Genomic DNA, 25,646 nt, shown 5'->3' with positions numbered 1-25,646 from the left:
GGGGCCGTTGTGTTGATGGCCGACGTGTACGGAAAAGTTTGGGAGAGCCTGGAGGAGGGACTGGTGCCGCCCTCCGTGCCCGTTCGGGTGTGAGCTTTCGTCACCGCTGGCGGCGAAAGCGAACTGAGCCCTTGCCGCTTGTGGTGCTGGTACAACAGTTGGCGGCCTTGCTGCGTGGTGGGCGGGGAACGTCCCGGCTGTGGGAGGAACTCTGGATGGTCCATGGCTCACGGTTGATCAAAGATGGCGGCCCGGACACAGAGACAGAACCGGCGACTGCCGCACTCAGCCAGGAGTCGCTGCTGGTTGTGGCCGCAGCCAGGGCAGCATCCAGCTTGGGAAATTCTGCGGCTGAAGCCATCCGGGATACTGCCGCCCGGATATATCCCCGGCGTGGAAGCTCTGAACGACGTGTCTGGATGGAACTGGCGGCGTGCTTGGAGGTGGCAGAAACCAGCGGTTGCCCGCTTGCTGACCTCCTTACCCGTTTTGCCGCCCAGTTGGAAGCCGAAGAAGACGCAGAGGCCGCACGGCAAACCGCGCTCGCCGGACCAAAAGCCACAGTCAAGCTGTTGTCCTGGCTTCCGGTGTTCGGGCTGGTGCTGGGGATGGCGTTGGGCGTGGAGCCGTTGGGAATCCTGCTGGACAACGTCATGGGAGTTGCCACATTCGCAACCGGTCTCCTCCTAACGGTGGCCGGCCGCGTGTGGTCCTCACGGCTGGTGGCCTCCGCAGCCGGGAGTGTGTGATGCCCGGGGCGCTGGTGCTGGTGATCATCGTCGTCCTGGGTTTGGCGGCTTTCGTGTGGTTCACCGGGCCGACGCGAGCCAGGACGCGCGTGTTGATCCGGAATGCCGACGCCACGTCACTGACGCGCTCCTCCCGCCGTGGTCCGGCCGGTACTCTGGACCTCCGAACGCGGAATGCTGCCGGGGAAGGGCCAGCCCCAACGGATCCTCCTGATCCGAAAGGTCCGTCCGACGGTCTCCGAGACACCGCGATGATGCTGGAACTGGTGGCGTCAATGCTCGACGCCGGAGCTGGAATCGGGAGGGCACTGGAACTCATCTCCGCGTGTGCATCACCACCCATCAAGCGGTCGCTCAGGCCAGTTGTGGCCGCGCTGGCCATCGGCGCGGATTGGGAGACGGCGTGGCGGACCCACACCCAGCACGCGCCCGAGGTGGTCCGTCTCAAGGATGCACTGGCTTTCGCAGCCCTAACCGGCGCCCCCTCGGCATCGATCCTCTACGCACAAGCGGCCAGGGAACGGCGCGAACAGTTCCGGGCTGCGGAGAAGCGAGCCGCTGCCTTGGGCGTGAAACTGGTAGTACCTCTGGGCCTTTGCTCACTGCCGGCCTTCATCTGCCTGGGGATCGTGCCTGTCTTGATCGCCATGCTTCCCGTCGGATGACCTGTCCACGAAGGTCGGCACAGACATGATGATCGGCACAGAGTGGGCTGCGAATAGCGCCCACTTTCCCTCCACATCCTGCTGATCGTGAGGGGTTATCCACTTGGAGGATTCCCCTTCTTACGGGCAGCACCGAGCCACGGAAGAGTCGAATCAGTCGGCGGACCCGCTGGCTTTTCTTGAAAGGAACCCACAGTGAGAACACTCTTCAGGGCCGAATCCGGCCGCCGCCAGGGCCGCCGTGCTGCTGGCCAGGATCGAGCCTCGATGGATCGAGCCGCCGTTAGCGGGAAGCAAGGAATGAGGACCTTTGGAATCGAGCAGTTTGAACTCGAAGAATTCACGGATTCCGGCTTCGGAGACGCGGGCTTCCGGGCCACTGGTGCGGACCTTCAGCTCACCACGTCACACGGTGCGCTGGCCCTGCGGGACCCAGGGGAAATCCGGGATCAGGGCACACTGCGGAGGCGACCAGGGCGGCATCATCGGAGGAGCCTGTGGAGGAGCCATGAACGTTTCCGGACACGGGAAATGCTTCCTGGCTCGGAGAGCGGTATGGCCACGGCCGAGTATGCCATCGCTACCCTCGCCGCAGTGGGGCTCGCAGGGCTATTGGTGGTCCTCCTCCGGAGCGAAGAAGTCCGCGGCTTCCTGCTCAACTTGATTCGCACGGCCCTGTCCTTGCCATGACGCACGTACTGCCTGCCGGCGGGAGGTCATCTGCCGCCTGTGCCGGACCAAGGTCCGGCCAGAAGGCCGGACCATCATCCAGCCGGAAGGAGGGAGGGGAGGAGTCGGGCGCCGTGACTGCGGAGTTCGCCGTTGCCTTGCCGGCCGTGGTCTTGCTCTTGGCCTTCCTGCTGGCAGGCGGTGCTGCGGGGATCACACAACTGCGGCTGGAGGAAGCTGCTACGGCAGGAGCCCGGGCCTCCGCGCGGGGCGAGACAGGTGGTGCCGTGGAAGGAATTGTGAGGCGGCTTGCCGGTGACGCCGTCAGTTCCTCTGTCACCGAGGACTCCGGGTGGCTCACGGTGACAGCCTCGGCCCGGGTAGGCGGAGCCGTGGGATCGCTGATCCCCTGGACGTTGACAGCGTCGGCCTCCGCCCGCGCAGAGTCAACGGGTTCGGGGGCTGGTGCCGAACCAGCTGGTTCAGGGGCAGGCATCCCATGAACCCGCTTTCACTACCTGTTGTCCCTCCTGAGCGCGGGGCGGGAACAGTTCTCGCGCTGACACTGGGTGCAGTGGTGATGGCCTTGCTCGTGGGCGTCCTGGTCTTGGCCCAGGCAGGGGTGATGGCGTCCAGGGCTGCGTCCGCTGCGGACCTGTCTGCGCTCGCCGCCGCCGATGCTGCCAGGGGCCTCACTTCAGGTGAACCGTGCGCGGTGGCCTCCGAAGTAGCGGCGCGGCACGATGCAACAGTCACATCCTGCACCGTAACCGGAGGGAACGTAGCTGACGTGGCTACCGAGTTGGCTCATCCTTTCGACTGGGGAGTCGCTAGGGGACGGGCGCGGGCAGGGCCACCTCCGTAGGCGTCCGTGGTCGCAGGGTCAACCTATGGTGGGCCTAGATGGCGTCCTTCAGCAACACACCCAGCAGCGTGATGGCGGCTGCCTTGTCCAGCGGGTTGTTCTTGTTGCCGCATTTGGGGGACTGGACGCAGGACGGGCAGCCGCTGTCACACTCACAGGCCTGGATGGCTTCTTTGGTTGCAGTCAACCAGATCTTGGCCTTTTCAAAGCCCCGCTCAGCGAACCCGGCGCCACCTGGATGTCCGTCGTAGACGAAAATCGTGGGCACACCGGTGTCGGCATGGAGGGCAGTGGAGACGCCGCCAATGTCCCATCGGTCACTGGAGGCAACCAAGGGAAGGAGCCCAATGGCAGCGTGTTCTGCCGCATGAAGTGCCCCCGGGAACTCTGCTTCCACCAGACCTGCCCCATGAAGAGAGCGGTTATCCACTACAAACCAGACGGCCTTGGTAAACAGGTCACGGGCGCCCAATTCCAAGGGTTCTTCACCGAGGATCTCGTTGGAAATCAAGGCCTTGCGTTGGAAGGAGACAACTTGTGTAGTCACTTTGACGTCGCCAAAATGCACGGTGATGTCGCCCCACTGGACAGAGCGCGACGTTTCGAGGACCTCAATCTGGGTCACGTCGCGCGCCGTGGTGTAGAAGTCGGGGTTGACCCGGCGCACCATCACGCAATGGTCGGCCTCGTTGAGGTCCTCCACCAGGTAGCTCTCACCTTGGTGGACGTAGATCGCACCCGTGTGGGCCTGATAGTGGGTTTGCGGCGAATCCATGGTCCCCAGGAGCGATCCTGTTTCGGCATCAACGATACTCACCGGACCGCCTCCGTCCGCCCGGAGATTCACCATTCCGGCAGCACTCTCCGGATGGGTCCAGAACCAACCAGCAGGCCGTTTGCGGAGGTATCCCTGGACCACAAGACGGTCCAGCAGCCCCTCGGAGGTGGGGCCAAACAGATCGAGCTCGCCCGGCCCGATCGGCAACTCAGCGGCCGCGGCACACAAATGGGGACCAAGCACGTACGGATTGCCGGGATCAAAGACGGTGGCTTCCACACAGACGTCAAAGATGGCCTCGGGATGGTTCACCAGGTATGTGTCCAAGGGGTCGTCGCTGGCCACGAAAGCGGCGATGGCATCCTGTCCTGCCCGCCCGGCCCTGCCAATCTGTTGGAAAAGCGAAGCCCGGGTGCCCGGCCATCCAGCCACCAGCACCGCATCCAGCCCCGAAATATCGATGCCCAGTTCCAAGGCCGAGGTACTGGAAACGCCCAGCAACTGACCGGACCTCAGGGCTTGCTCCAAGGCCCGGCGCTCTTCGGGCAGGTACCCGGATCTATAGGCAGCGACCCGCCCCGGCAGGCTGGGGTCCACCTCGTCGAGGAGTCTTTTGGTGATGGAGGCAATGGACTCGGCTCCGCGGCGCGACTTGATGAATGCGATGGTGCGCACGCGCGAGGACACGAGGTTTGCCAGAATGTCTGCTGTTTCGGCTACGGCGGTCCGCCGCTGTTTGGCCCCGTTCTCACCCTTGACGTCCGTGAGCGCCGGCTCCCAAAAGGCAACTGTGGTGGAACCGTGGGGCGAGCAGTCCTCGGAAACCTCCCTGACAGGGGCGCCGATGAGCCGGCCAAAAGAAACGCCGGGGTCGGAGGCAGTGGCAGACGCGGCAATGAACACCGGCTCGGGGAACGTGTTTCCTGCACCGTAGTAGGCGCAGATCCGCCGGAGGCGCCGCATCAGGTTGGCCACATGGGAGCCGAAGACACCGCGGTAGCTGTGGGCCTCGTCCACAATCACGTAGCGCAGCCGACGGAAGAACTTTGCCCACCAGGTGTGGTTGGGCAGGATTCCGAAGTGCAGCATGTCCGGGTTGGCCAGGATGAAGTTCGCGTGATCACGGATCCAACGGCGCGACGCAACGTCGGTGTCACCGTCGTAGGTCTCTGGCCTTACAGTGGGCAGCTTCAGCGAGCGGATCGCCGCGAGCTGGTCGGCCGCCAGTGCCTTGGTGGGGGACAAGTACAGGGTGACGGCACCGTCGTCGTGGATCTTCCCGGGGTCGGCCAGGACTCGCAACTCGGAACGGTGTATCGCGTCCAAAGCCGGCAGTTGGTAGGCGAGCGACTTTCCGGATGCCGTTCCAGTGGCGATGACCACGTGCTGTCCGGAGTGGGCGAGGTCGGCGGCCTGGACCTGGTGCCGGTACGGTTCGCGGATCCCCAAGGCCTCGTATGCCCCCACGACGTCGGGGTGGACCCAGCCCGGCCATGGCTCGTTGACGGCCTTCCTGGCGGGAATGGTATGGACATGGCGCAACTGCTCAGGGTCCGGCGTCCGGCCCAGCAGGGAGATCAATGAATGAGGTGCAGCCACCGAATCATTCTGTCACTGTGCGGGCACGCCGACGGCGGCACCCGAGGGCGTCGCCGTCGAACTTGGCTCAACCAGCCGTCGGAAGCAGAAGCTACGCTCCTGAAAGGTCCGATCCTTCGGTGCCGCTGGCGGACATCATGAGAACGTGGCACACCACGTCCCAGCCAAGATGGGAGTAGAGCTTCTGGCCGTCTAGGGATGCCAGCAAAAGCCCGTTCTCCACATCATGCGAGAACGCCTGGGCGGCGAGGGCCTTCATGATAAAGCTTCCCAGCCCACGGCGCTGGAAGTCCGGTTCGGTGACGATTTTGTCGAAGACTGCAGTACCGTCCACTACGAAGACCCGTCCGCTGGCGGCCACCTGCTCGCCGGAATGGACCACGGCGTAGTGGACTCCGTTGGATTCGGAGGTAGCGAGTTCAAGGTCGTCGTCGGGCAGCCACGGATCCTCGGAATCCTGGGTTTCCATGTCCACGATCATCATGGTTTGCGATGCGGACGTCACGGTCAGCCCGTGCTGTTCAGCCAGGTACTTGTACCGTTGGACGTCGTTGGTGAGGACCGTCAGGATCCGGGTGGGGGCTTCTGCGGTCTTGGCCGCAAGGGCGGTGAACTCTTCGTCCGAGGGATCGTGGGCAAAATACTCCCAGTCACCGGTCTTGTCGGCGCGAAGCGCAGCAGGGAAGCGGCCTTCTTGGCGTGACTCATAGCCGCGGCAGCCGGACCAGCCGGCTACCCAGACTTCCAAAAGGTGCGCAATGTCTTCAACCAAGGCGTCTGGACTCATGTAGAGAGAGTATGCCAGCGCATCATGAAGCAACAGAGCCGGATCAGCCCCGGAATGCTTGCTTATGGAATTGTGACTTCTCCTATCGGCCGGCGCGGTGCCGGACGGGCCTGAAGCGTGGCCGGTCGGCGATTTTACTGCACCAAGTACCCTTGAATAGTGGCTTTGAACCGAATCGTCCTCTTCTATGGCTTTACCCCGATCGCCGACCCCGACGCCGTGCGTCTGTGGCAGCGTGCCCTCTGCGAAAAACTGGGCCTCACCGGTCGGATCCTCATATCGAAGGACGGCATCAATGCCACGGTGGGCGGCGAGCTGAACAACATGAAGCAGTACGTGAAGACCACGCGTGAATATAAGGGCTTCCATGGGATCGACTTCAAATGGTCGGAGGGAAGTGCCGCAGATTTCCCGCGCCTCAGCGTCAAGGTCCGCGATGAAATCGTGTCGTTCGGTGCTCCCGGGGAACTCAAAGTTGATGACAACGGCGTGGTGGGCGGCGGCAAGCACCTCCAGCCGGAGGAACTCCACGCGCTGGTGGAGGCAAGGAAGTCCAGTGGCGAGGACGTGGTGTTCTTTGACGGCCGCAACGCGTTCGAGGCACAGATCGGCAAGTTCAAGGATGCGATCGTTCCGGACGTGGACACCACGCACGACTTCATCAAGGAACTGGATTCGGGCAAGTACGACGACCTAAAGGACAAACCGGTCGTCACCTATTGCACCGGTGGAATCCGCTGCGAAGTCCTATCCAGCCTGATGGTCAACAGGGGCTTCAAAGAGGTCTACCAGTTGGATGGCGGGATTGTCCGCTACGGAGAAACGTTCAAGGACAAAGGGCTCTGGGAAGGTTCCCTTTATGTCTTCGACAAGCGCATGCATGTCGAGTTCAGCGAGGACGCCAAAACCATCGGCGAATGCGTCCGCTGCGCTGCCCCCACCAACAAGTTCGAGAATTGCTCCAACCTCAGTTGCCGCACTCTGACCCTGTACTGTGCCGAATGCGCCTCAAGCCCGGAAACGCTGCGCTGCCCCGGAGGCTGCGAAGCCGCTTAGCACGGTCTCAAAGCCTGCTCACACGGTAGGCGAAATTGGCATCGGACCTGGACCCGACGGTGATGGACAGGATGGCGTCCTTGTCCAGTTGGACAACGCTGACCCGCGCGTTGGCGCACCCCAACGTCAGGTCCACCAGAGCCACATCGTTCAGCGTCACGGCGAACGTGACCCGGCGGGTGCCACGGCATGCCAGCGTCACGGCGTATGTTCCTCCGGGCAGCTGCACTGTTTGCTCGGACTTGGACTCACCGGGGTTCAGATAGCCGCTGCTGGAGTAGAACGACTGACCTTGCGACTCAGGCAGCGCAGCCTTTGCCCATTCTTCCAGGGCATCGCCGCTGACGGTGTCTTCCAGCGCCGGATCGGGTGGAAGGGCGACGTTTCCTGCAGTGGAGGTGGCGGTGGCCTCCGGCCTGCCGCCGTCCTCATAGGTGTATTCGCAACCGGCTACGCCCCCGCTCAGGACAACGAGAAGCACGACGGCGGCCCTCGCCAGCCGCTGAGACATCACCGAGCAAGCTGCCTTGCTGCCCATGCACTGACTTTACGCCCGGGCGGCCGCTGTCTGAAGGCTTGTTGGAGGAAGAATCCGGGGGCTTCTAGCCTGCCGTCGGAGCCAGGTGATAAGCGTAGATCAGTGGGGCATCGACGCTGCTGGTCGAGATGTTGAGGGGGCCGGCAGCAGGCACTTTGATTTTCACCACATCGAGGCTGCCGTTGCATGCTGCAGCCGCATCGGCGATTTTGTTTCCGCTCAAGGAGACGGCGAAGTAGGCCTTGCCGCCGCCGTCGCACGCCATGGTGAGCGTATAGGTCCCGGCGGACACGCTGGGCGATTCCTTGACCAAGGGGTCCCGGTTGAGGATCTTGCCGGAGTCCTCCAAGACCGCGCCGCTTGCTGCCGGGAGGACCTTTTCCTTCCAAGCGGGAACGTCTGCATCTGCGATGTTGACCGGCGCCTGGCAGGCGGCGACCCCCAGCAGGACGCCAGCGGCCAGGGCACCAAGGCCCGCGCGGCGCCTTGTGGAGGAGAAGTTGAGCATGATTCCACGCTACCGGGTTCCAGCGGCGTCCTTTGTCCACATAGCCCGGTAGGGGACCACCCGGCCCGGGAGGCCGCCCCTACACTTGCAGGGTGACTGACACTGCATTCTTGTTTACCGCCGGCAACACTGACGATGCTCCCCGAAGCGACCAACCCGCACTGCTCCAGGTGCTTGCCCGGGACCTTCGCGCCCTCTCCTACACCGTGGATGGCGTGGCTGCCCTGCTGGGGGAGTCGGCGTCAGCAGCCCTTGGCAGGGACCAAGTGGTTCCTGCGCTCCTGGCCACCGAGCGGTTGAAAGACTCGCACGATCCCGCGGTCCGGTCGCTGGCTGTGATTGTCCGTCTCTGGCTTCTGGCCGTCCCACAGTCCGTGGCCGACGTTGACTCCGCCCTGCCCGGAATCCGTACCCAAGGACTCGTGGAGCTCGGCTTGGCCGCCGTGGATGGCGAGGTCGTCCGGGTCACGGTAGACCTGCGACCGTACGGTTGGGATGCGAATGCAGACGGCAGCGGTGGCGCCGAACTCTGGGTCGCCAGTGACCTCGCAGCCCACCAACAGGCGGGAGTCCTGCGTCATGACCATGTCCTGGGCATTGGCCGCGCCTCCACAACGCTGGTCCAAACCACTTTCAGGCAACACACCAAACGCGCCCTGGACCTGGGGACTGGCTGCGGGATCCAGACTTTCCACCTGCTGCACCATTGCGAGCACGTTACAGCTACGGACATCTCCCCAAGGGCACTGGCATTTACCCGGTTCAATCTGCTGCTGAACGCGGCGGAGCTTGACCTGGATCCCCAGAACTTGGAGAGCCGCGTAAGCCTTCGCCTGGGATCGCTCCTGGACCCTGTGGAGGGTGAACAGTTCGGCTTGGTGGTGTCCAACCCTCCCTTCGTGATCACACCCAGGACGGGCGGGGAATTGTCGTCGGACCAGTTCACCTACCGCGACGGCGGACTTCCGGGTGACGGGATCGTGGCTTCGTTGGTGCAATCACTCGCCAGCGTCCTGGAACCCGGCGGCACCGCACAAATGCTGGGCAACTGGGAGGTTACCGAGGGGTCGGACTGGAAGGACCGTCCCAATGCATGGCTCAAGGACTCGGGTCTTGACGTGTGGTTCATCCAGCGCGAGCAAGTGGATCCGGAACAGTACGCCGAGACCTGGCTGCAGGATGCCTCCCAGAACCGTGACCGTGAGCAGTACAAGGAGTCGTACGCCGCATACCTGGACGACTTCGCCTCCAGGAACGTGGAAGGGGTGGGCTTCGGCATGATCTGGCTGCGCCGCCCTGTGCCAGGACACCGGTCCACCATCAGCCGCTTCGAAGAGATCACCTATCCCATCGAACAACCCATCGGGCCGCATCTGGGCGCGGCCGTGGAACGGGCCGATTGGGTAGCCGCCACCCCGGTGGCCGACGCGCATCTGGTAGTCGCGGAGGACGTAACCGAAGAACGCCACCAGCGACCCGGAGCTGCCCATCCTGGTGTCATTCTCCTGAGGCAGGGTGCAGGCCTCCGCAGGACCAACCTGCTCAGCACGGAGCTTGCAGGGTTCGCCTCTGCCTGCGACGGAGAGTTGTCGGTCCGCCAGATCGTGGCGGCCCTGGTCTCGTTGTTGGGAGGCGACGAGGACTTTGACGAGGATGCTTTCACGGAGGGCCTGTACAGGGATGTCACCAACCTCGTCCTTGAAGGTTTCCTGCTTCCGGACCCGACGCAGACCAGCGAATGAGCAACGACGCGACGCCGCCGGCGATGAACTCCGATGGTCCCGCAAGTGACCCTGACTACACTGATCAAGTGATTGCGAACAACGAGACATCCCAAACGTCAGGCGACGTTCCGCGGCGGAAGCGGGCCGAGAAGACGGTTGAGATCACCGATCCCAAGGCTATCCGCGCCTTGGCGCACGCTGCCCGCATCGAGGTCATCTCTGAGCTTTACGCCACCCAGGTGAGCCACACAGCAACCGAACTCGCTGCCCGGACCGGCCTGACCCCCAGCGCCATGAGCTACCATCTCCGCGCCCTCCAGAAATGGGGAATCGTGGCACCGGCCGAAAATGCCGGTGATGCACGCGAGCGGCGTTGGAAGGCTGCCGGAACAGACTTCACCATCTCGGGAGGCAGTGTCGCCAGCCCAGAGATTGCCGTGGTTGACCTGGAGCTCGATGCGTTCCGTCGACGCGCTTCTGCCTTCGCCAAAGCCCGGGGGGAGCGCCGCCAGCGTGGTGAAGGGGGAGACGAGCCGGTATCGGTGGTCCTCTCCAGCAACCTGCTTTATCTCACCAACCCGCAACGGAAGGAACTGGCGGACAGAATCCGCGAGGTCGTGAGGGAGTACGAACTCGAGGATCCCACGCAGATTCCGGAAGGTGCCGAACGTGTGGCAACCTTGTGGTCAATGATCCCGGATGACCGCGTGGCGCCCGGGCAATAACCCTCCGGCCTGGTCACCGAATGACCGCCCTGGTTTCCGTACCAAAACGCAGGATTCTGCAAACTATGGTGAACTAGGCCAATATGGGCACCAGCCCAATTACACATTTTTTCTGTAGGAGCACCGTGCCCAGCAAGGCAAAAACCGGCAAGAAACTCGTGATCGTGGAGTCTCCCGCCAAGAGTAAGACCATCGCCAAGTACCTTGGCGAAGGCTTCATCGTCGAGGCTTCCATCGGCCACATCCGGGACCTCCCGCAGCCGTCTGATCTCCCTGCAGAACTGAAGAAGACCTCGCTGGGCAAGTTCGCCGTCGACATCGAAAACGACTTCAAGCCGTACTACGTTGTCTCCCCGGACAAGAAGAAAAAGGTTGCCGAGCTCAAGGCCCAGCTGAAAGACGCTGATGCTCTCTACCTCGCAACCGATGGGGACCGCGAAGGCGAGGCCATCGCGTGGCACCTCCTGGAGGTCCTGAAGCCCAAAGTTCCCGTCTATCGCATGACCTTTGGCGAAATCACCAAGGAAGCCATCCACCGCGCCATGGACAACCTGCGCGATGTGGACACCGCTTTGGTGGATGCCCAGGAAACCCGCCGCATCCTCGACCGCCTGTATGGCTACGAGATCTCTCCTGTCCTGTGGCGCAAGGTTGCCCGCGGGCTTTCGGCCGGCCGTGTGCAGTCCGTGGTGACCCGCATGGTGGTGGACCGCGAACGTGAACGCATGGCCTTCCGGGCAGCCTCCTACTGGGACCTCACCGGCCAGTTCGGTGCTGACTCCGGTTCCTTCAAGGCCAAGCTTGCTGCTGTGGACGGTTCCAAGGTTGCCAGTGGCCGTGACTTCAATGACAACGGCCAGCTCACCTCCTCCACAGTGGTGCACCTCAACGAGGAACTGGCCACGTCCTTGGCCGCGGGCCTGGAAAACGCCGAATTCCGCGTACGCTCCGTAGATACCAAGCCGTACACCCGCCGTCCGGCCGCACCGTTCACCACGTCGACGCTCCAGCAGGAAGCCGGCCGCAAGCTGCGCTTCTCCTCCAAGAGCACCATGCAGGTAGCCCAACGCCTGTATGAAAACGGCTACATCACGTATATGCGTACCGACTCGTCGGCGTTGAGCGATGAAGCCCTCACGGCATCCCGCCGCCAGGCCGCCGAGCTCTACGGCCCTGAGTACGTGCCCCAGAGCCCCCGCGTGTACGCCAACAAGGCAGCCAACGCCCAGGAAGCGCACGAGGCCATCCGTCCCGCAGGAGACTCTTTCCGCACCCCGGCACAGGTTGCCAAGCAGCTGAGCGGCGATGAGTTCCGGTTGTACGAGCTCATCTGGAAACGCACCGTCGCCTCGCAGATGGCCGACGCCAAGGGCTCCACCGCCACCATCCGCCTCGGTGCGGTGGCGGCAGACGGACGCGACGCCGAATTCTCGGCTTCCGGTACCGTCATCACCTTCCCCGGCTTCCTGGCCGCCTATGAAGAAGGCAAGGACGAGAGCCGGGGCGACGACGAGTCGGACGAAGCCCGTCGCTTGCCCAATGTTGCCAAGGGCGACTCCCTTAAAGCATCGGAAATCCAGGCTGTGGGACACGAAACGTCGCCACCGCCGCGGTACACAGAAGCATCGCTGACTGCTGAACTGGAAAAGCGGGGCATCGGCCGTCCGTCCACTTATGCCTCCACGATTTCCACCATCCAGGACCGCGGTTATGTCCGGAAACAGGGTTCCGCCCTGGTTCCGAGCTGGATCGCTTTCTCGGTGATCCGTTTGCTGGAACAGCACTTCACGGACTACGTGGACTACGAGTTCACCGCGGACATGGAAGGCGACCTGGACAAGATCGCCAATGGCCAGGCCGCAGGCGCTGCCTGGCTCAAGCACTTCTACTACGGTGAAGACGCCGATCCGGGCCTGCTGAGCATCGTCAACAACCTCGGCGAAATCGACGCCCGCGAGATCAACTCCGTGCCCATCGCTGACGGCATCACACTCCGCGTAGGCAAGTTCGGGCCCTACCTGGAAAGCTCGATCCCCACCATCGACCAGAAGACCGGCGAGGTAGTTGAGTCCTCCCGGGCCAACGTCCCCGAGGAACTTGCCCCGGATGAACTCACGGCAGCCAAAGCCATTGAGTTGATGGAGACTGCCGCCCCGGAGGAACGCGTCCTGGGCACTGATCCCCACACCGGGCACACTGTGGTGGCCAAGAACGGCCGTTACGGGGCATACGTCACCGAGATCATCCCGGAAATGACCGAGGAACAGCTGGCAAACCAGCCGGTTGAGTACTACAAGAACGGCAAGCCGAAGCCGCCCAAGAAGCCAGTCAAGGCCAAGCCGCGTACAGGATCGCTGTTCAAGTCCATGACCGTGGACACGGTTACCCTTGACGAGGCGCTGCAGCTCATGAGCCTTCCGCGGGTACTCGGTGAGGATGCTGACGGCAATCCCATCACGGTGCAGAACGGCCGCTTTGGTCCGTACCTGAAGAAGGGCACGGATTCCCGCTCCATCGGTTCGGAAGAGGAAATCTTCACGATTACTTTGGAACAGGCACTGGAGATCTATTCACAGCCCAAGCAGCGGGGAGCCCGTGCGGCTGTACCGCCGCTTGCCGAGTTCGGCCCGGACCCTGTTTCGGAAAAGAACATCGTGGTGAAGGAAGGCCGGTTCGGCCCGTACATCACAGACGGCATCACCAACATCACGGTCCCGCGCACCACCTCGCTGGAGGAACTGACCCGGGAACGCGCCGTCGAACTTTTGGCTGAAAAAAGGGCCAAGGGCCCGGTCAAGCGGACCACCACCCGCAAAGCGCCCGCCAGGAAGACCGCAGCCAAGAAGTAGCTTCAGCGAAGGCCGGGACAGCATGCGCGAATTGCGTCCCGGCCGGCATCGTGGTCGAGTAGAACCATGACTGAACAGACTGTTTCACCGGACAACGAACCCTTGAACGACCTCGAGGCGAAGCTCGCCTCGGCCGAGCAGCCGGACGCCAACCCGGTGGATGTCATCCTCGCTTTCCTCAACAACGAGGTTTACCTGGTCAGCTCCGAAGCCGTGGACGGCCCGGACTCGTCGGTGGAGCCGCTGGTGCTCTCCAACGCCGACGGCCAGCCCGTCCTGGCAGTCTTCAGCCACCCGAGCCGCGTCGATGAGCGCTTCCTCGAAGCAGCCCCGCACGTCCTGGGCACCATGGGCTCGGCGATCCTCGGCAACATCGGTGATGAACTGGGCATGGTCATCAACCCGGGCAGCGAGTTCGGCTTCGAAATTGATCCCGAAGGCATCGCCAACATCCGCCGCGACTTCAAGCGCGCTGACGAAGCAGGGGAGCCCACGGAATAGGGCGGACCAACCATCCGGCCACTCTTCCGTCGACGAAACGTCGTCGCCAAGTTGCTTCACGGGCTTCGAATCGGTGAATAATGGCAGAATGCGTCTTGGCGTTCTAGACATCGGTTCCAACACCGTCCATCTGCTGCTTGTGGATGCTCATCCGGGCGCGCGTCCGGTGGCTTTCGCATCCCATAAACGTCCTCTGTCCTTGGTGCAATACCTTGACGGTGACGGCAACATCAATGACGCCGGCCAGCATGAGCTCATCGAGTTTGTGCTGGAAGCCTGGGAGTTCGCGGCCAGCCACAAAGCGGAGGACCTCCTGGCGTTCTGTACGTCCGCCATCCGTGAGGCCACCAACGGCCCGGAGGTCCTGGCCAGGGTGAAACACGAAACCACGGTGACCCTCCAGGAACTCACGGGCAGTGAAGAAGCCTCCATGACCTTCTTCGCTGTACGCCGTTGGTATGGTTGGGGCGCAGGGCCCATCCTGGACCTGGACATCGGGGGCGGCTCGTTTGAGATGGCCTACGGAACGGACGAACTCCCTGAGTTCGCCACCTCCGTTCCCCTGGGTGCCAGCCGCCTGACGCGGGACTGGCTCCACGATGATCCGCCAACAGCCAAGAGCGTCAAGGAACTGCGTCGCTACATCCGTTCCACCCTGAAGCCTGTGGTCCGCAATTTCCACGAGCTGGGACGCGCGAACCTGGTCGCGGGCACCTCCAAGACCTTCCGCTCGCTGGCCCGCATCGCCGGTGCCGCTCCCAGTGCAGCTGGACCATACGTGAAGCGCGAACTCCACGCAGCGGACCTCGGCCTTTGGGCCCAGCGCATTTCCGCCATGACGGTGGAGGACAGGCTGTACCTCCCGGGTGTCTCGGATGCCCGTGCCCGTCAACTGTTGGCAGGCGCACTGGTGGCCGAGGCTGCGCTGGAGCTCTTTGAGTTCCCCACCATGGAAATTTGTCCATGGGCGCTGCGGGAGGGCCTGATCCTGCGGCGACTGGACCAGTTGGTGTTCGAAGAGGCCCTCGACCCGGCTCCACATGTGGGCAAGCGGAAGAAGGACAAGTCCAAAAAGAAAGCAGCCAAGGACGGTGCCAAAACGGTGGAAAAGAACGAGCCCCACCCCGGAATCAAGGAATTTCCTGTCCCCGTAAACACCCCGTCCCCTGCACCAATCCCAGCCCCCGTGGCAGGCGGGCTGGCCTCCTGAGATGAGCAACGACGTCGAACCTGAAGTGAATGACCGCCAGATCCCCGTAGCGCTGTCCAGCGCGTCCGTCTACCCCTTGAGCGTCCACGACGCTTTTGCCGTGGCGCAGGACCTGGGGTACGAGGGCGTGGAGGTGATGGTCACCAACAACGCGGTGAGCCAGAACCCGGACGCCCTTATCCAGTTGAGCCACCGTTACCACCAGGAGATCGTCTCCATTCACGCGCCCACCTTGCTGCTGACGCAACAGGTGTGGGGCACTGCGTGGAACAAGATCGAGAAGTCGTGCCAGATGGCCGCGGACGTTGGTTGCGACACCGTAGTAGTCCACCCGCCGTTCCGCTGGCAGTCCAACTACGCAGAGAATTTCGTGGAAGGCGTCCGGGAGATCGCGGCCATGTACCAGGTGCATATCGCCGTGGAGAACATGTACCCGTGGCGTGTCCGCGGACGGGAAGCGGTGGCGTACCTGCCGCACTGGGATCCACTCGGCCAGGATTACGACGACGTCACGTGGGACTTCTCGCACGCGGCCACTGCCGGGGCCAACAGTTTGGAAGCTATCAAGGCACTGGGCAGCAAGCTCCGGCACGTGCACCTTACTGACGGCTCGGGTTCGGGCAAGGATGAGCACCTGGTGCCCGGGACCGGTACGCAGCAGTGCGCGGACGCCCTCCAGCATTTGGCATCCACGGGTTTCGACGGCGTGGTGGTGGCAGAGATTTCCACCCGCAAGGCGAAGGTAGCGGGGGAGCGTGAGGAAATGCTGGCGGAAACCCTGCGCTTCGCGCGGCAGCACCTGAGCGTTCCGCTGCTGCGCAGCGTAGACAACTAACGGCGTCGAGCGCTGATCCTTAGTCTGTCCGCCTGACGCGCCCTCCAAGGGTGTGTCAGGCGGATGGCTGCGGGACGACCGCAGCCGTATCAGCGGTTAAAAGCGAAAGCACCGGCGGCCGAATCGGGAAATGGGGGAAAACCCGCCCGGCCACCGGTGCTTGTGGCGGACATCCCCATGCCCGCCTCATCACTCGCACCCTCAATGAGGTAACTACTAAGTTACGGACCAACCATGAGTGCTGCCTGCAATAACCTTGTGAGCAAGCTGGGAATCTGGAATCCGTTAGACCCCGTCCAAGGCCAACTGCCATGATGGAGCCATGAGCAACCGAATCGCATTCCTTGGCTGTGGATCCATGAACGAAGCAATCCTGGGAGGCCTGCTCGCCGCAGGGACGGACCCGTCAGACATTGTCGCCACCGTCCGCCGGGCTGAGCGGGCCGATGAACTCGCCCAGCGCCATGGCGTCATGGCCATCGCGGGCGAAGAGGAGCCGGACAACAACAAGCTGGCCACCAAGGGCTCCGGCATGGTCATCCTGGGCGTCAAGCCGGTGGGCATCCTGGACCTGGCTCGCGAGATCAGCCCGGCCCTGGCGAAGGACACGATTGTTGTCAGCGTCGCCGCAGCGGTTTCCATCGCCCAGCTCGAAGCAGCGCTGCCTGACGGCCAGCCGGTGATCCGGACCATGCCCAACACGCCTTCAAGGCTGGGCCGCGGTGTCATCTCTGTCTCGCCGGGAACCCATTGCACGCCTGAGCAGCTCGAAAAAGCCAAGACGGCGCTGGCCGGTGCCGGCACTGTGGTGGAGATTCCCGAAGAACAGGTGGACGCGCTGTCCGCCATCAGCGGTTCCGGCCCGGCCTACGCGTTCTATCTGGCCGAGGCCATGGCTGCGGCCGGCGTCGAGCTCGGACTGGACCAGGAGCTGTCCGTCATGCTGGCCCGCGAAACCGTGGCAGGCGCCGGGTTCATGCTGGCCGAACCGGGAGCGGATCCCACCGCACTTCGCGTCGCCGTCACCAGCCCGAAGGGAACCACCGAGCGGGCCATCATGGCCTTCGACGACGGCGGCATGCCCAGGATCATCGCCGACGGCGCCCGCGCCGCTGCCGCCCGCGCAGCAGAAATCACCAAGCAGCTGGGCTGAATACTACGGGCGGGCTGCGAAGCGCTCCAGCAGGTCCACGTGTCCGGACACGATCAACATATCGTGGCCGGACACTTTGGTTTCCGGCCGGGCGTAGGTGAAGTCCTCGCCCGGGGTTTTCACGCCGACAATGGTCACTCCGTACTTGGAACGGACCTTGGATTCCTCCAGGGTGAAGCCCACGGTTTCCTTGGGCGGGTACATCTTGACGATCGCGTAGTCGTCGTCGAACTCGATGAAGTCCAGCATGCGTCCGGACACCAGGTGCGCTGCACGGACCCCGGCGTCGGCCTCGGGGTAGATCACGTGGTTGGCGCCGATGCGGGTGAGGATCTTGCCGTGCGAGGGCGTGATGGCTTTGACCCACAGATGCTGGATGCCGAGGTCCACCAGGTTCACGGTGATGAGCACCGAGGACTCGATGGACGTGCCTACGCCTACTACGGCTGAGCTGAATTCCTGGGCGCCGAGCTGGCGCAGGGCGTCGATGTTGGTGGCGTCGGCCTCCACCACGTGCGTGAGCACGGGCGCCCACTTTTGGACCAGGGTGCGATCTCGCTCGATGGCCAGGACTTCACGGCCCTGCTTGACCAGCTGCTCAGCGGTGGCGGATCCGAACCGGCCGAGGCCAATGACCAGCACTGGTGCGTTGTGTGCGGGGCGGTTGGCAGCCCCCGTGGTACTAGCCAATGATTGGCCTCTCTTCCGGATAGTGGTAAAGCTGGCTGCGCTGGCGCAGGGCCAGACCGGCGGCAAGGGTTACGGTGCCGACGCGGCCGGCAAACATCAAAGCGGTGAGGACATAAACGCCCGACGGCGGCAGCTCGGCGCTGAGGTTGGTGCTCAGTCCCACGGTGGCGAAGGCGGAAATGGATTCGAAGAGTACCCGGTCCAACGACGCTCCGCTGATGGAGAGCAGCAGGAACGCGGCCACTGATACCAGGGTGGCGCCGGCAACGATCACCGAGATGGCCACGCGCATGGTGCCTTGGGGGATGGTGCGGCCATAGACTTTCACGTCGGCGTCGCCGCGGGCTTCGGCCATGATGGCCAGGAACATGACGGCGATGGTGGTCACCTTGATGCCGCCGGCCGTGGACGCCGAGCCGCCGCCAGCGAACATCAGGGCGTCGGTGAGGAGCATGGTGGTGGATTCCATGTGGTTCTGGTCCACCAGGTTGAAGCCGCCCGACCGCGTCATCACGGACGCGAACAGCGAATGGGTGATCTTGTCGCCAAGGTCCATGGTGCCGATGGTCCGCACGTTGTCCCACTCCATCAGGCCCCACAGGACCGTGCCCGCGGCCAGCAGGATGAACGAGACCTGGATGGTGAGCTTGGTGTGGAGGTTCCACTTTTTCCAATTGAGCCCGTTCTGCTGGAGCACCATCACCACAGGGAAGCCCAGGCTGCCCAGGAACACTCCCAACATCAGCGGGATGAGGATCCACAAATCGGTCTCGTACGGGACGATGCCATCGGAGTGCGGCGTGAATCCGGCGTTGTTGAACGCGGAAATCGAATAAAAGACGCCGTGCCACACGGATTGCCAGAAGCTCTCACCGAGCACCATGAAGCGGGGAATCAGGACGATGGCCAAGGCGGCCTCGATCACCACTGAGGTCACGATGACGATCCGGAGCAGGGTACCCACTTCACCGAGCCGGCCTGCGTTGTTCATGGCTTCCTGGGCGATCAGCTTGCCGCGCACGCCCAGCCGCTTGCTGACCATGAGAGCCAACAGCGAGGCCAGGGTCAAGGTGCCCAGACCACCTACGAAAATACCGATCAGGATCACCAACTGGCCGAAGAAGGTCCAGTGCGTGGCCGTGGAAACCACTGTCAACCCGGTGACGCAGACGGCGGAGACCGCCGTGAACATGGACTGGTGCAGGGGCGTGACAGTGCCTGCCGCAGAAGCAGCGGGCAAGGACAGCAGGCCGGTGAAGACCAGGATCACTACAGCGAAGACGGTCAACGCCAAGCGGGCCGGTGACGTGTTGGCAATGTTGTCGATGAAGTCGCGCACGCGGGTAAAGATCCAGAGACCTTCCCGCTCCTGCTGGTTGGTTTGCCAGTTGGCCGGGCTCGTGGACCGCGACTGGCTTTGAGACATGGCGCTCTTTCTCGGTTGAACAAGCTTTCCTGAGTAGTAAACCACTATTCCCGCGGCGTAACCGGGCAGTAGGGCCCGTCAGGCTCAGGTAGCCTGTTCTGGATGAACTCCAGGCTTGGGACAACGGCTTCCAGCATTACGCGCTCCGCACTGCCAACGACGGTGGTGTGGGACCCAGCCATGACTGCCTACAATTTTGGCCCCGGCCACCCCATGGCACCGCAGCGGCTGGAACTGACAGCGCGGCTGGCCGAGTCCCTGGGCCTGTTCGGACACCAGCATGTGGCCGTCGAGGCACCCGCTGTGGCATCCGACGTCGAACTCTTAACGGTCCACAGTGCCGGCTACGTTGAGGCCGTTCGACGCGTCAGCGAGGATCCGTCCACTCCGGAGGAGGGCCGTGGACTGGGCACGGAGGACGATCCCGCGTTCGCCGGGATGCATGAGGCCAGTGCCCGCCTTGCCGGTGGGTCGCTGCTGGCCGCTGACACCATCCTGTCGGGTCGGGCCGTCCGCGCCGTGAACTTCAGCGGCGGGATGCACCATGCTGCACGCGAGCGGGCCAGCGGTTTTTGCGTCTACAACGACGTCGCGCTGGCCATCCAAAGGCTGCTCGACGGCGGGGTGCAAAGGATCGTCTGCATCGACGTCGATGCGCACCACGGCGATGGGACCCAGAGTATCTTCTGGAACGATCCCCGCGTCATGACCATCAGCCTCCATGAAACAGGCCTTTCGCTCTTCCCCGGCACCGGCTTTGCCAACGAAACCGGTGGCCCGGACGCCCCTGGGACCGCGGTCAATGTAGCGCTGCCCACTTTCACGGGGGACGCGGCCTGGTTGCGGGCCTTCCATGCCGTGGTCCCGCAGCTCGTGGGTGCCTTCCAGCCCGAGGTGATCGTGAGCCAACACGGCTGCGATTCCCATCGGGACGATCCCCTGACCCACCTGACCCTCAGCATCGACGGACAGCGTGAGGCGGCGTCCGCCGTCGCAAGCCTTGCCGCCCGCTATTGCGACAACCGTTGGATCGCTACGGGCGGTGGCGGCTACGACGTCACCGGTGTTGTGCCGCGCGCATGGAGCCACCTGATCGGGATGGTGACGCAACGCCCAGTGCCGCTCAGCACTCCGGTGCCCGAAGCTTGGCGGACCTATGTGCGCGAAACCTACGGCGTGTGGGCTCCGGAGTCCATGGGCGACGACGTGGACGTGTGGTGGCGATCCTGGGAGGTGGGCTACGACCCCGCGGACGAGGTGGACCGGACCATCATTGCCACACGCAAGGAAATCTTCCCCCTGTACGGCCTGGACCCCTGGTTCGACTGACGTTTGGCTCCAGAAAGCTACAGCCCGGTCCTCTCCGTCTGGAAAACCACCCCGGCGGCCCCTACCAGCCACCCGAGCAGCGAGAGCGCGAACGCGCCAATGAGGTCCGTGGAGGCCTGCCCCTTGAAGAGCCACAGCACCAGGACCAGCATGCCCATGGTCATGTAAACCATGATCGCGAAGATCACCCGCCCGGAAAGCCTCGTGGCCACGTCGGCCGGGCTGACCAACGGGCTGGGAGCTCCGGCGTCGGCATTGTCACGTTTGACCTCGGAAATGGTGAAGCCAAGGGCCGACGCCGTGAGTGAACTCAGCGACGTTGCCAGGACTCCCGCGGCGGTCACCAAGGCGCCGTTCAACTCCGGAGATTCGGCCGTTCCGGTGGGCACCCATGTCCCCACCCGCACCAGGACAGTGGTCCATACGAGGACAAACAAGGCGAGGAACACGCCGGCAATGATGTCAAAGATGCGACGCCGGAAGAATTCAGTCATGGCCATGCACCCCGTGCTTGTGGCGGCCGGGGCCTGGGAGCCCGGACGGACCGTGTCTCCGTTGTAGCATCGGCCCACCAATGGGTCAACGACTTGGTACCCGTCGCGGCAGGAAACAGGGATGCCAATTGGCGTATATGTCGCTAGGGTGGGAGGCATGGTGACTGACGACGTATTTGCCGTCATAGCTGAGGCAACCAGACGCGACATCCTGGTCTCCCTCCGCTCTGGGGATAAAGCAGTAGGCGAACTGGTGGAAGAACTGGCTGCAAGCCAGCCCACGATCTCCAAGCATCTGAAGGTGCTCCGCGAGGCTGATCTGGTCAGCATGCGCGCGCAAGGCCAGAAGCGCTTCTATGCCCTGAATCCCAAGCCGCTTGCCGGCGTCGCGAGCTGGCTTGTAACGTTCGACGTCGGAACCCCGGCTCCCGCCGTCGTCGTGCCTGCTGAGGCGACTTCAGCGGCTGCCGCCACGGACGTGCCCGCCGCTGTGGCTCCCGCCGAAGCCGCCGTCGCGTCAGTCCCCAACCGCGCCGACGCCATTGGCCAGGCCGTCAAGGTCCACGCGAGTGGAACGCCCGTCTCCCTTGACCCCGCCTCCGACGACACCGTTCCCCAGCAAATCGGCCGCACCGTAGGCCGCGCTGCCACTAAGGCTGCTGACCTCCTGGCCAACCTTCCGAACCTGCCCAACCTTCCCAAGTTCGGGCGTAAGCGGTAGCGCAGCCCTACTTAACGTGATCCTCGTCACATTGTGAGTTTTTGTTTACCTTGCGTTTCCTTGTGTTTTCAACGATTTTCTACAGTTGTGTTAACTCAGCGGTGAGGGTCACATTGGCTCCGGATGGAGATCCCATCTCCCTCGATGCAACCATGAGCGGGACTGATCGTCTCGCCGCGGGTCGGCGCACTGAGGATAGGAACACGCATGGATTCAAGGCTCGAAGCTGTCCGCGACACCGTGTTGGCACGGAACCCGGGGGAGAAGGAATTCCACCAGGCCGTCACTGAGGTCTTCGAAAGCCTCGGCCCCGTGCACGATCGCCATCCTGAATTCCTTGAGGGCGCCGTCCTGGAGCGTCTTTGCGAGCCGGAGCGCCAGATCATCTTCCGCGTCCCGTGGACCGACGACGCCGGCCGCGTCCACGTGAACCGCGGCTTCCGGGTGGAGTTCAACTCCGCGCTCGGTCCCTACAAGGGCGGGCTCCGCTTCCACCCCTCGGTGTACCTGGGAATCGTGAAGTTCCTCGGCTTTGAGCAGATCTTCAAGAATGCACTCACCGGCATGCCCATTGGTGGCGGCAAGGGCGGCTCGGACTTCGACCCGCGTGGACGTTCCGATGCCGAAATCATGCGCTTCTGCCAGTCCTTCATGACCGAGCTGTACCGGCATATCGGTGAATACACCGACGTTCCCGCCGGCGACATCGGTGTGGGCGGTCGCGAGATCGGCTACCTCTTCGGCCAGTACAAGCGGATCACCAACCGCTACGAATCCGGCGTCCTGACGGGTAAGGGCATCTCTTGGGGCGGTTCCCTCGTTCGCCCCGAGGCCACCGGTTACGGAACGGTGATCTTCGCCCAGGAGATGCTCAAGACCCGCGGCCAGTCCTTCGACGGTCAGCGCGTAGTGGTCTCCGGTTCCGGCAATGTGGCCATCCATGCGATCGCCAAGGCCCAGTCCCTCGGCGCCACCGTAGTGGCCTGTTCGGATTCGGCCGGTTACATCGTGGACGAGGCGGGGATCGACGTCGCGCTTCTGAGCCGGATCAAGGAAGTGGAGCGCGGCCGCCTCACGGAGTACGCCGCGCGCCGTAATGGGGCCAGCCATGTTGTCGGCGGTTCGGTGTGGGACGTCAACGGCACCGTAGCGTTGCCGTGCGCCACCCAGAACGAGCTCGACGGCGATGCTGCCGCCAAGCTGGTCAGCAACGGTCTGATCGCGGTTGCCGAAGGTGCCAACATGCCCTCCACGCGGTCCGCGGTATCCGTGTTCCAGGAAGCCGGGATCCTCTTCGGGCCGGGCAAGGCCGCCAATGCCGGTGGTGTGGCGACGTCAGCCTTGGAGATGCAGCAGAATGCCAGCCGCGATTCATGGTCCTTCGAGCACACCGAGCAGCGCCTCACCGAGATCATGGTGGGCATCCACGACCGTTGCGCTGCCACCGCTGATGAATACGGTGCGCCCGGGAACTACGTGGTGGGCGCCAACATCGGCGGCTTCGTCAAGGTGGCCGACGCAATGCTGGCCCAGGGCCTGATCTAGCCCCCTTACCCAACTGAGTAACAGCAACTGTCGCAATGAACGCTCATTGCGACAGTTGCTGTTACTTACATGGGTGCGGTCAGCGCTGGAGCAGCCGCACGTGGTCCGGGTTCAGGTCCGCTACCTTGCTGACGCCCAGCAGCGCCATGGTCCGGGTCATGTCCTTCTCCAGGATCTGGATGGTGCGGTCCACGCCTTCGCGTCCACCGGCCATGAGACCGTAAAGGTATGCGCGGCCGATCAGGGCAAAGTCCGCGCCCAGGGCGAGGGCTGCCACGATGTCCGCGCCGCTCATGATGCCTGTGTCCAGCATGACTGCGGCCTTGCTGTTGTCAGCCTTCAATGCCGTGGTGACCTCCGGCAGCAGGTGGAACGGGATGGGTGCGCGGTCCAATTGGCGGCCGCCGTGGTTGGACAGGATGATGCCATCCGCGCCGTGGTCCACTACCTTGCGGGCGTCTTCCACGGTCTGGATGCCCTTGACCACCAGCTTGCCCTTCCAGGTTTCGCGGAGCCAGTCCAGGTCCTCATAGGTCAGGGTGGGGTCGAACATCGAATTGATGAGGTCTGCCACGGTGCCGGTGTAACGCGAAAGCGAAGCGAAGGTCAGGGGCTCGTGCGTGAGGAAGTTGAACCACCAGGCCGGGCGGTAGGACGCATCCAGGACGGTTTTGATGGTCAGCGCCGGCGGGATGGTCATGCCGTTGCGGACATCGCGAAGGCGGGCGCCGGCAACCGCAGTGTCCACGGTGACCATGAGGGTGTCGTTGCCGGCTTTCGCTGCGCGTTCGATCAGTTCCAGGGAGCGGTCGCGGTCCGTCCACAAGTACAGCTGGAACCAGTTGCGGCCGTTCGGTGCAGCCGTGGCAACGTCTTCGATGGACGCAGTGCCCATGGTGGACAGGGTGTAGGGAATACCTGCGGCTTCAGCGGCCTGCGAGCCGGCGTACTCGCCCTCGGACTGCATCATGCGCGTGAATCCTGTGGGAGCGATGCCGAACGGCAGGCGTGATTCCTTGCCCAGGATGTCGGTGCGGAGATCGATCCTGGAGACATCGCGCAGTATGCCGGGACGGAACTCGATGTCCTGGAAGGCCTGGCGGGCGCGGCGGAGGGTGATCTCTTCTTCGGCGGCACCGTCGGTGTAGTCGAAGGGCGCCTGCGGGGTGCGGCGCTTGGCGATGTCCCGCAGTTCCCAAATGGTGCTGGCGCGCTTGAGTCGGGCAGTCTTGCTGAATTCGGGCTTCTTGAACTGCATGAGCGGAGCCAGGTCGGAAACCTTGGGGACGCGGCGCTTCAGTGCCGGCGGAAGCACGACGGCGGAACGCGGCTGGGGCGGACGTGTCACGTTTTCGTCGCTCCCGGCGTTGGCGGGCGCGGCCGTGATTTTGGGATCGAGGGTGTCGGTCATGCGGTTCTCCCTTGAATTCTGTGGTCTTACCACTGTGGTCTAACCACACTGTAATCCATGTGGTTGGACCACATCAACTAGTATTCCGTTATGCGTACCCACGAGTTGGTCCTGCAATGGATCGAGAAGCAGCTGTCCGATGGAGACCTTGCCCTCGGCGGCAGGCTTCCGGGTGAACGCGCCATGGCCGAGCAATTGAAGGTTTCCCGGACCTCCGTGCGCGAGGCAGTCCGCATCCTCGAGGCGATGGGCGTGGTCCGTGCCGGCGTGGGGTCCGGAAAGGATGCCGGGACCGTGGTCATCGCCGAGCCGGGCTCCGCGCTGGGTTCCACCCTCCGGCTGCACGTGGCCACGCGCCATCTTCCCGTGGCGGACATCGTGGAGACCCGCGTCCTGCTGGAATCGTGGGCGGCTGAACGGGCTCAGGTGGGGGTGCCGGAGCTGGAGGAGGCCGCGGAGCTGCTGGACCAGATGGACGCTGCCCCGGACATCGATACATTCCTTGCCTTGGACGCCCGCTTCCATGTGGCGCTCGCGCAGGCTGCCGGCAATGCCGTGGTCAGCGCCATGATGGCCTCGCTCCGGGGCGCGATCGAGAACTATGCAGGTGAGCTGACCGGCAACCTTCCCGACTGGAACGCGACGTCCGCAAGGCTCCGGGCCGAGCACCGCGCCATCCTTAACGCTGTGAACAATCACGACGGCGGCAAGGCGGCCGAGCTGGTGGCCGCCCACATCCAGGGTTTCTACAAAGAAGCCGGAGTGGGCGCAAATTCCTCATCCAGGTGACACTCAAGGCCAATGTCCGCGCGTGACATG

Annotated in this window: 25 protein-coding genes; 17 read left to right on the top strand and 8 right to left on the bottom strand. The window is 63.5% G+C overall.

Translation table 11 applies throughout. The annotated features are described in order from the left end of the window. Positions 1–140: 140 nt before the first annotated feature. From ABQM86_RS17085 to ABQM86_RS17065, 5 genes are all read left to right on the top strand, one after another. Entirely contained in the window at positions 141–749 is a 609-nt protein-coding gene (locus ABQM86_RS17085; protein ID WP_369746685.1) for a type II secretion system F family protein, read from the top strand. Further along, positions 749–1,414: a type II secretion system F family protein gene (locus ABQM86_RS17080; protein WP_280623486.1), complete on the top strand. Its 666-nt coding sequence runs from the start codon at positions 749–751 to the stop codon at positions 1,412–1,414. The genes ABQM86_RS17085 and ABQM86_RS17080 overlap by 1 nt, the downstream gene beginning before the upstream one ends. A 300-nt stretch (positions 1,415–1,714) precedes the next feature. Then, positions 1,715–2,104, top strand: a complete 390-nt coding sequence (locus ABQM86_RS17075; protein WP_369745056.1) for a DUF4244 domain-containing protein — start codon at positions 1,715–1,717, stop codon at positions 2,102–2,104. 113 nt (positions 2,105–2,217) lie between these two features. Beyond that, positions 2,218–2,586 carry a TadE family type IV pilus minor pilin gene (locus tag ABQM86_RS17070; RefSeq protein WP_369745054.1) on the top strand — a complete coding sequence of 123 codons (369 nt, stop codon included), beginning with the start codon at positions 2,218–2,220 and terminating at the stop codon, positions 2,584–2,586. Continuing rightward, positions 2,583–2,948, top strand: coding sequence for an Rv3654c family TadE-like protein (locus ABQM86_RS17065; RefSeq protein WP_369745052.1), 366 nt, complete (start codon positions 2,583–2,585; stop codon positions 2,946–2,948). The genes ABQM86_RS17070 and ABQM86_RS17065 overlap by 4 nt, the downstream gene beginning before the upstream one ends. A 34-nt stretch (positions 2,949–2,982) precedes the next feature. Here ABQM86_RS17065 and ABQM86_RS17060 read toward each other — a convergent pair whose 3' ends face one another. Further along, complete coding sequence (locus ABQM86_RS17060) at positions 2,983–5,325, bottom strand: DEAD/DEAH box helicase (RefSeq protein WP_369745050.1); 2,343 nt, start codon at positions 5,323–5,325, stop codon at positions 2,983–2,985. A gap of 91 nt (positions 5,326–5,416) precedes the next feature. Beyond that, positions 5,417–6,112 (bottom strand): GNAT family N-acetyltransferase, encoded by a 696-nt coding sequence (locus ABQM86_RS17055; protein WP_207594547.1) that lies wholly within the window; start codon positions 6,110–6,112, stop codon positions 5,417–5,419. A 159-nt stretch (positions 6,113–6,271) separates the two neighbouring features. Between ABQM86_RS17055 and ABQM86_RS17050 the strand changes: the two genes are divergently transcribed. Continuing rightward, positions 6,272–7,168, top strand: coding sequence for a rhodanese-related sulfurtransferase (locus tag ABQM86_RS17050; protein ID WP_089596116.1), 897 nt, complete (start codon positions 6,272–6,274; stop codon positions 7,166–7,168). Between the two features lie 7 nt (positions 7,169–7,175). Here ABQM86_RS17050 and ABQM86_RS17045 read toward each other — a convergent pair whose 3' ends face one another. Then, entirely contained in the window at positions 7,176–7,706 is a 531-nt protein-coding gene (locus ABQM86_RS17045; RefSeq protein ID WP_207594545.1) for a hypothetical protein, read from the bottom strand. A 64-nt stretch (positions 7,707–7,770) separates the two neighbouring features. After that, a complete protein-coding gene (locus tag ABQM86_RS17040; RefSeq protein ID WP_207594543.1) occupies positions 7,771–8,214 on the bottom strand; it encodes a hypothetical protein in 444 nt (147 codons plus the stop codon). A gap of 92 nt (positions 8,215–8,306) precedes the next feature. On the opposite strand from ABQM86_RS17040, the gene ABQM86_RS17035 reads away from it, so the two are divergent. The 7 genes from ABQM86_RS17035 to proC all read left to right on the top strand — a co-directional run bounded on the left by ABQM86_RS17035 (position 8,307) and on the right by proC (position 17,211). Then, positions 8,307–9,956 (top strand): methyltransferase, encoded by a 1,650-nt coding sequence (locus tag ABQM86_RS17035; RefSeq protein ID WP_369745047.1) that lies wholly within the window; start codon positions 8,307–8,309, stop codon positions 9,954–9,956. Positions 9,957–9,979: 23 nt separating this feature from the next. Then, the gene (locus ABQM86_RS17030) at positions 9,980–10,663 is read left to right on the top strand and encodes an ArsR/SmtB family transcription factor (RefSeq protein ID WP_369746684.1); all 684 of its coding nucleotides are present in this window, start codon (positions 9,980–9,982) and stop codon (positions 10,661–10,663) included. A gap of 125 nt (positions 10,664–10,788) precedes the next feature. Beyond that, complete coding sequence (gene topA, locus ABQM86_RS17025; protein ID WP_337339156.1) at positions 10,789–13,512, top strand: type I DNA topoisomerase; 2,724 nt, start codon at positions 10,789–10,791, stop codon at positions 13,510–13,512. Positions 13,513–13,578: 66 nt separating this feature from the next. Beyond that, positions 13,579–14,013, top strand: coding sequence for an SseB family protein (locus tag ABQM86_RS17020; RefSeq protein ID WP_026541355.1), 435 nt, complete (start codon positions 13,579–13,581; stop codon positions 14,011–14,013). A gap of 88 nt (positions 14,014–14,101) precedes the next feature. Beyond that, positions 14,102–15,223 (top strand): Ppx/GppA phosphatase family protein, encoded by a 1,122-nt coding sequence (locus ABQM86_RS17015; RefSeq protein ID WP_369745045.1) that lies wholly within the window; start codon positions 14,102–14,104, stop codon positions 15,221–15,223. 1 nt (position 15,224) lies between these two features. Further along, positions 15,225–16,058 carry a sugar phosphate isomerase/epimerase gene (locus tag ABQM86_RS17010; RefSeq protein ID WP_207594530.1) on the top strand — a complete coding sequence of 278 codons (834 nt, stop codon included), beginning with the start codon at positions 15,225–15,227 and terminating at the stop codon, positions 16,056–16,058. Between the two features lie 322 nt (positions 16,059–16,380). Beyond that, entirely contained in the window at positions 16,381–17,211 is an 831-nt protein-coding gene (gene proC, locus ABQM86_RS17005; RefSeq protein WP_089596108.1) for a pyrroline-5-carboxylate reductase, read from the top strand. A 3-nt stretch (positions 17,212–17,214) separates the two neighbouring features. Here the strand turns inward: proC and ABQM86_RS17000 are convergent, their stop codons facing one another. Both ABQM86_RS17000 and ABQM86_RS16995 read right to left on the bottom strand, forming a co-directional pair. Continuing rightward, the gene (locus ABQM86_RS17000; RefSeq protein ID WP_011775951.1) at positions 17,215–17,853 is read right to left on the bottom strand and encodes a TrkA family potassium uptake protein; all 639 of its coding nucleotides are present in this window, start codon (positions 17,851–17,853) and stop codon (positions 17,215–17,217) included. 40 nt (positions 17,854–17,893) lie between these two features. Next, positions 17,894–19,327, bottom strand: a complete 1,434-nt coding sequence (locus ABQM86_RS16995) for a TrkH family potassium uptake protein (RefSeq protein ID WP_089596106.1) — start codon at positions 19,325–19,327, stop codon at positions 17,894–17,896. Positions 19,328–19,429: 102 nt separating this feature from the next. Here ABQM86_RS16995 and ABQM86_RS16990 point away from each other — a divergent pair, with 102 nt between their 5' ends. After that, positions 19,430–20,656, top strand: coding sequence for an acetoin utilization protein AcuC (locus ABQM86_RS16990; protein ID WP_207594528.1), 1,227 nt, complete (start codon positions 19,430–19,432; stop codon positions 20,654–20,656). 17 nt (positions 20,657–20,673) lie between these two features. On the opposite strand, the gene ABQM86_RS16985 is transcribed toward ABQM86_RS16990, so the two are convergent. Beyond that, positions 20,674–21,150, bottom strand: a complete 477-nt coding sequence (locus ABQM86_RS16985) for a hypothetical protein (RefSeq protein WP_207594526.1) — start codon at positions 21,148–21,150, stop codon at positions 20,674–20,676. Between the two features lie 157 nt (positions 21,151–21,307). On the opposite strand from ABQM86_RS16985, the gene ABQM86_RS16980 reads away from it, so the two are divergent. Beyond that, positions 21,308–21,871 carry an ArsR/SmtB family transcription factor gene (locus ABQM86_RS16980; protein WP_369745042.1) on the top strand — a complete coding sequence of 188 codons (564 nt, stop codon included), beginning with the start codon at positions 21,308–21,310 and terminating at the stop codon, positions 21,869–21,871. 207 nt (positions 21,872–22,078) lie between these two features. Next, entirely contained in the window at positions 22,079–23,416 is a 1,338-nt protein-coding gene (gene gdhA / locus ABQM86_RS16975; RefSeq protein ID WP_207594522.1) for an NADP-specific glutamate dehydrogenase, read from the top strand. Positions 23,417–23,495: 79 nt separating this feature from the next. Here the strand turns inward: gdhA and ABQM86_RS16970 are convergent, their stop codons facing one another. Further along, a complete protein-coding gene (locus tag ABQM86_RS16970) occupies positions 23,496–24,827 on the bottom strand; it encodes an alpha-hydroxy acid oxidase (protein WP_280623474.1) in 1,332 nt (443 codons plus the stop codon). 90 nt (positions 24,828–24,917) lie between these two features. On the opposite strand from ABQM86_RS16970, the gene ABQM86_RS16965 reads away from it, so the two are divergent. Next, the gene (locus ABQM86_RS16965; RefSeq protein WP_280623473.1) at positions 24,918–25,616 is read left to right on the top strand and encodes a FadR/GntR family transcriptional regulator; all 699 of its coding nucleotides are present in this window, start codon (positions 24,918–24,920) and stop codon (positions 25,614–25,616) included. The last annotated feature ends 30 nt before the right edge of the window (positions 25,617–25,646 follow it).

Origin of the sequence: Paenarthrobacter sp. AMU7 (assembly GCF_041200195.1) — a bacterium.
GTDB lineage: Bacteria > Actinomycetota > Actinomycetes > Actinomycetales > Micrococcaceae > Arthrobacter.
Note: the sequence above shows the minus strand (reverse complement) of the source record. Positions and strands in the feature narration are given on the sequence as shown.

Excerpts from the sequence above, each read along its gene's own strand:
- ABQM86_RS16980 (WP_369745042.1), top strand. The coding sequence starts at position 21,308 with ATGGTGACTGACGACGTATTTGCCGTCATAGCTGAGGCAACCAGACGC.
- ABQM86_RS17020 (WP_026541355.1), top strand. The coding sequence starts at position 13,579 with ATGACTGAACAGACTGTTTCACCGGACAACGAACCCTTGAACGACCTC.
- ABQM86_RS17065 (WP_369745052.1), top strand. The coding sequence starts at position 2,583 with ATGAACCCGCTTTCACTACCTGTTGTCCCTCCTGAGCGCGGGGCGGGA.
- ABQM86_RS17010 (WP_207594530.1), top strand. The coding sequence starts at position 15,225 with ATGAGCAACGACGTCGAACCTGAAGTGAATGACCGCCAGATCCCCGTA.
- ABQM86_RS17075 (WP_369745056.1), top strand. The coding sequence starts at position 1,715 with ATGAGGACCTTTGGAATCGAGCAGTTTGAACTCGAAGAATTCACGGAT.
- ABQM86_RS16990 (WP_207594528.1), top strand. The coding sequence starts at position 19,430 with ATGAACTCCAGGCTTGGGACAACGGCTTCCAGCATTACGCGCTCCGCA.
- ABQM86_RS17080 (WP_280623486.1), top strand. The coding sequence starts at position 749 with ATGCCCGGGGCGCTGGTGCTGGTGATCATCGTCGTCCTGGGTTTGGCG.
- ABQM86_RS17055 (WP_207594547.1), bottom strand. The coding sequence starts at position 6,112 with ATGAGTCCAGACGCCTTGGTTGAAGACATTGCGCACCTTTTGGAAGTC.
- proC (WP_089596108.1), top strand. The coding sequence starts at position 16,381 with ATGAGCAACCGAATCGCATTCCTTGGCTGTGGATCCATGAACGAAGCA.
- ABQM86_RS16965 (WP_280623473.1), top strand. The coding sequence starts at position 24,918 with ATGCGTACCCACGAGTTGGTCCTGCAATGGATCGAGAAGCAGCTGTCC.
- ABQM86_RS16995 (WP_089596106.1), bottom strand. The coding sequence starts at position 19,327 with ATGTCTCAAAGCCAGTCGCGGTCCACGAGCCCGGCCAACTGGCAAACC.
- gdhA (WP_207594522.1), top strand. The coding sequence starts at position 22,079 with ATGGATTCAAGGCTCGAAGCTGTCCGCGACACCGTGTTGGCACGGAAC.
- ABQM86_RS17030 (WP_369746684.1), top strand. The coding sequence starts at position 9,980 with ATGAACTCCGATGGTCCCGCAAGTGACCCTGACTACACTGATCAAGTG.
- ABQM86_RS17040 (WP_207594543.1), bottom strand. The coding sequence starts at position 8,214 with ATGCTCAACTTCTCCTCCACAAGGCGCCGCGCGGGCCTTGGTGCCCTG.
- ABQM86_RS17015 (WP_369745045.1), top strand. The coding sequence starts at position 14,102 with ATGCGTCTTGGCGTTCTAGACATCGGTTCCAACACCGTCCATCTGCTG.
- ABQM86_RS16970 (WP_280623474.1), bottom strand. The coding sequence starts at position 24,827 with ATGACCGACACCCTCGATCCCAAAATCACGGCCGCGCCCGCCAACGCC.
- ABQM86_RS17045 (WP_207594545.1), bottom strand. The coding sequence starts at position 7,706 with ATGGGCAGCAAGGCAGCTTGCTCGGTGATGTCTCAGCGGCTGGCGAGG.
- ABQM86_RS16985 (WP_207594526.1), bottom strand. The coding sequence starts at position 21,150 with ATGACTGAATTCTTCCGGCGTCGCATCTTTGACATCATTGCCGGCGTG.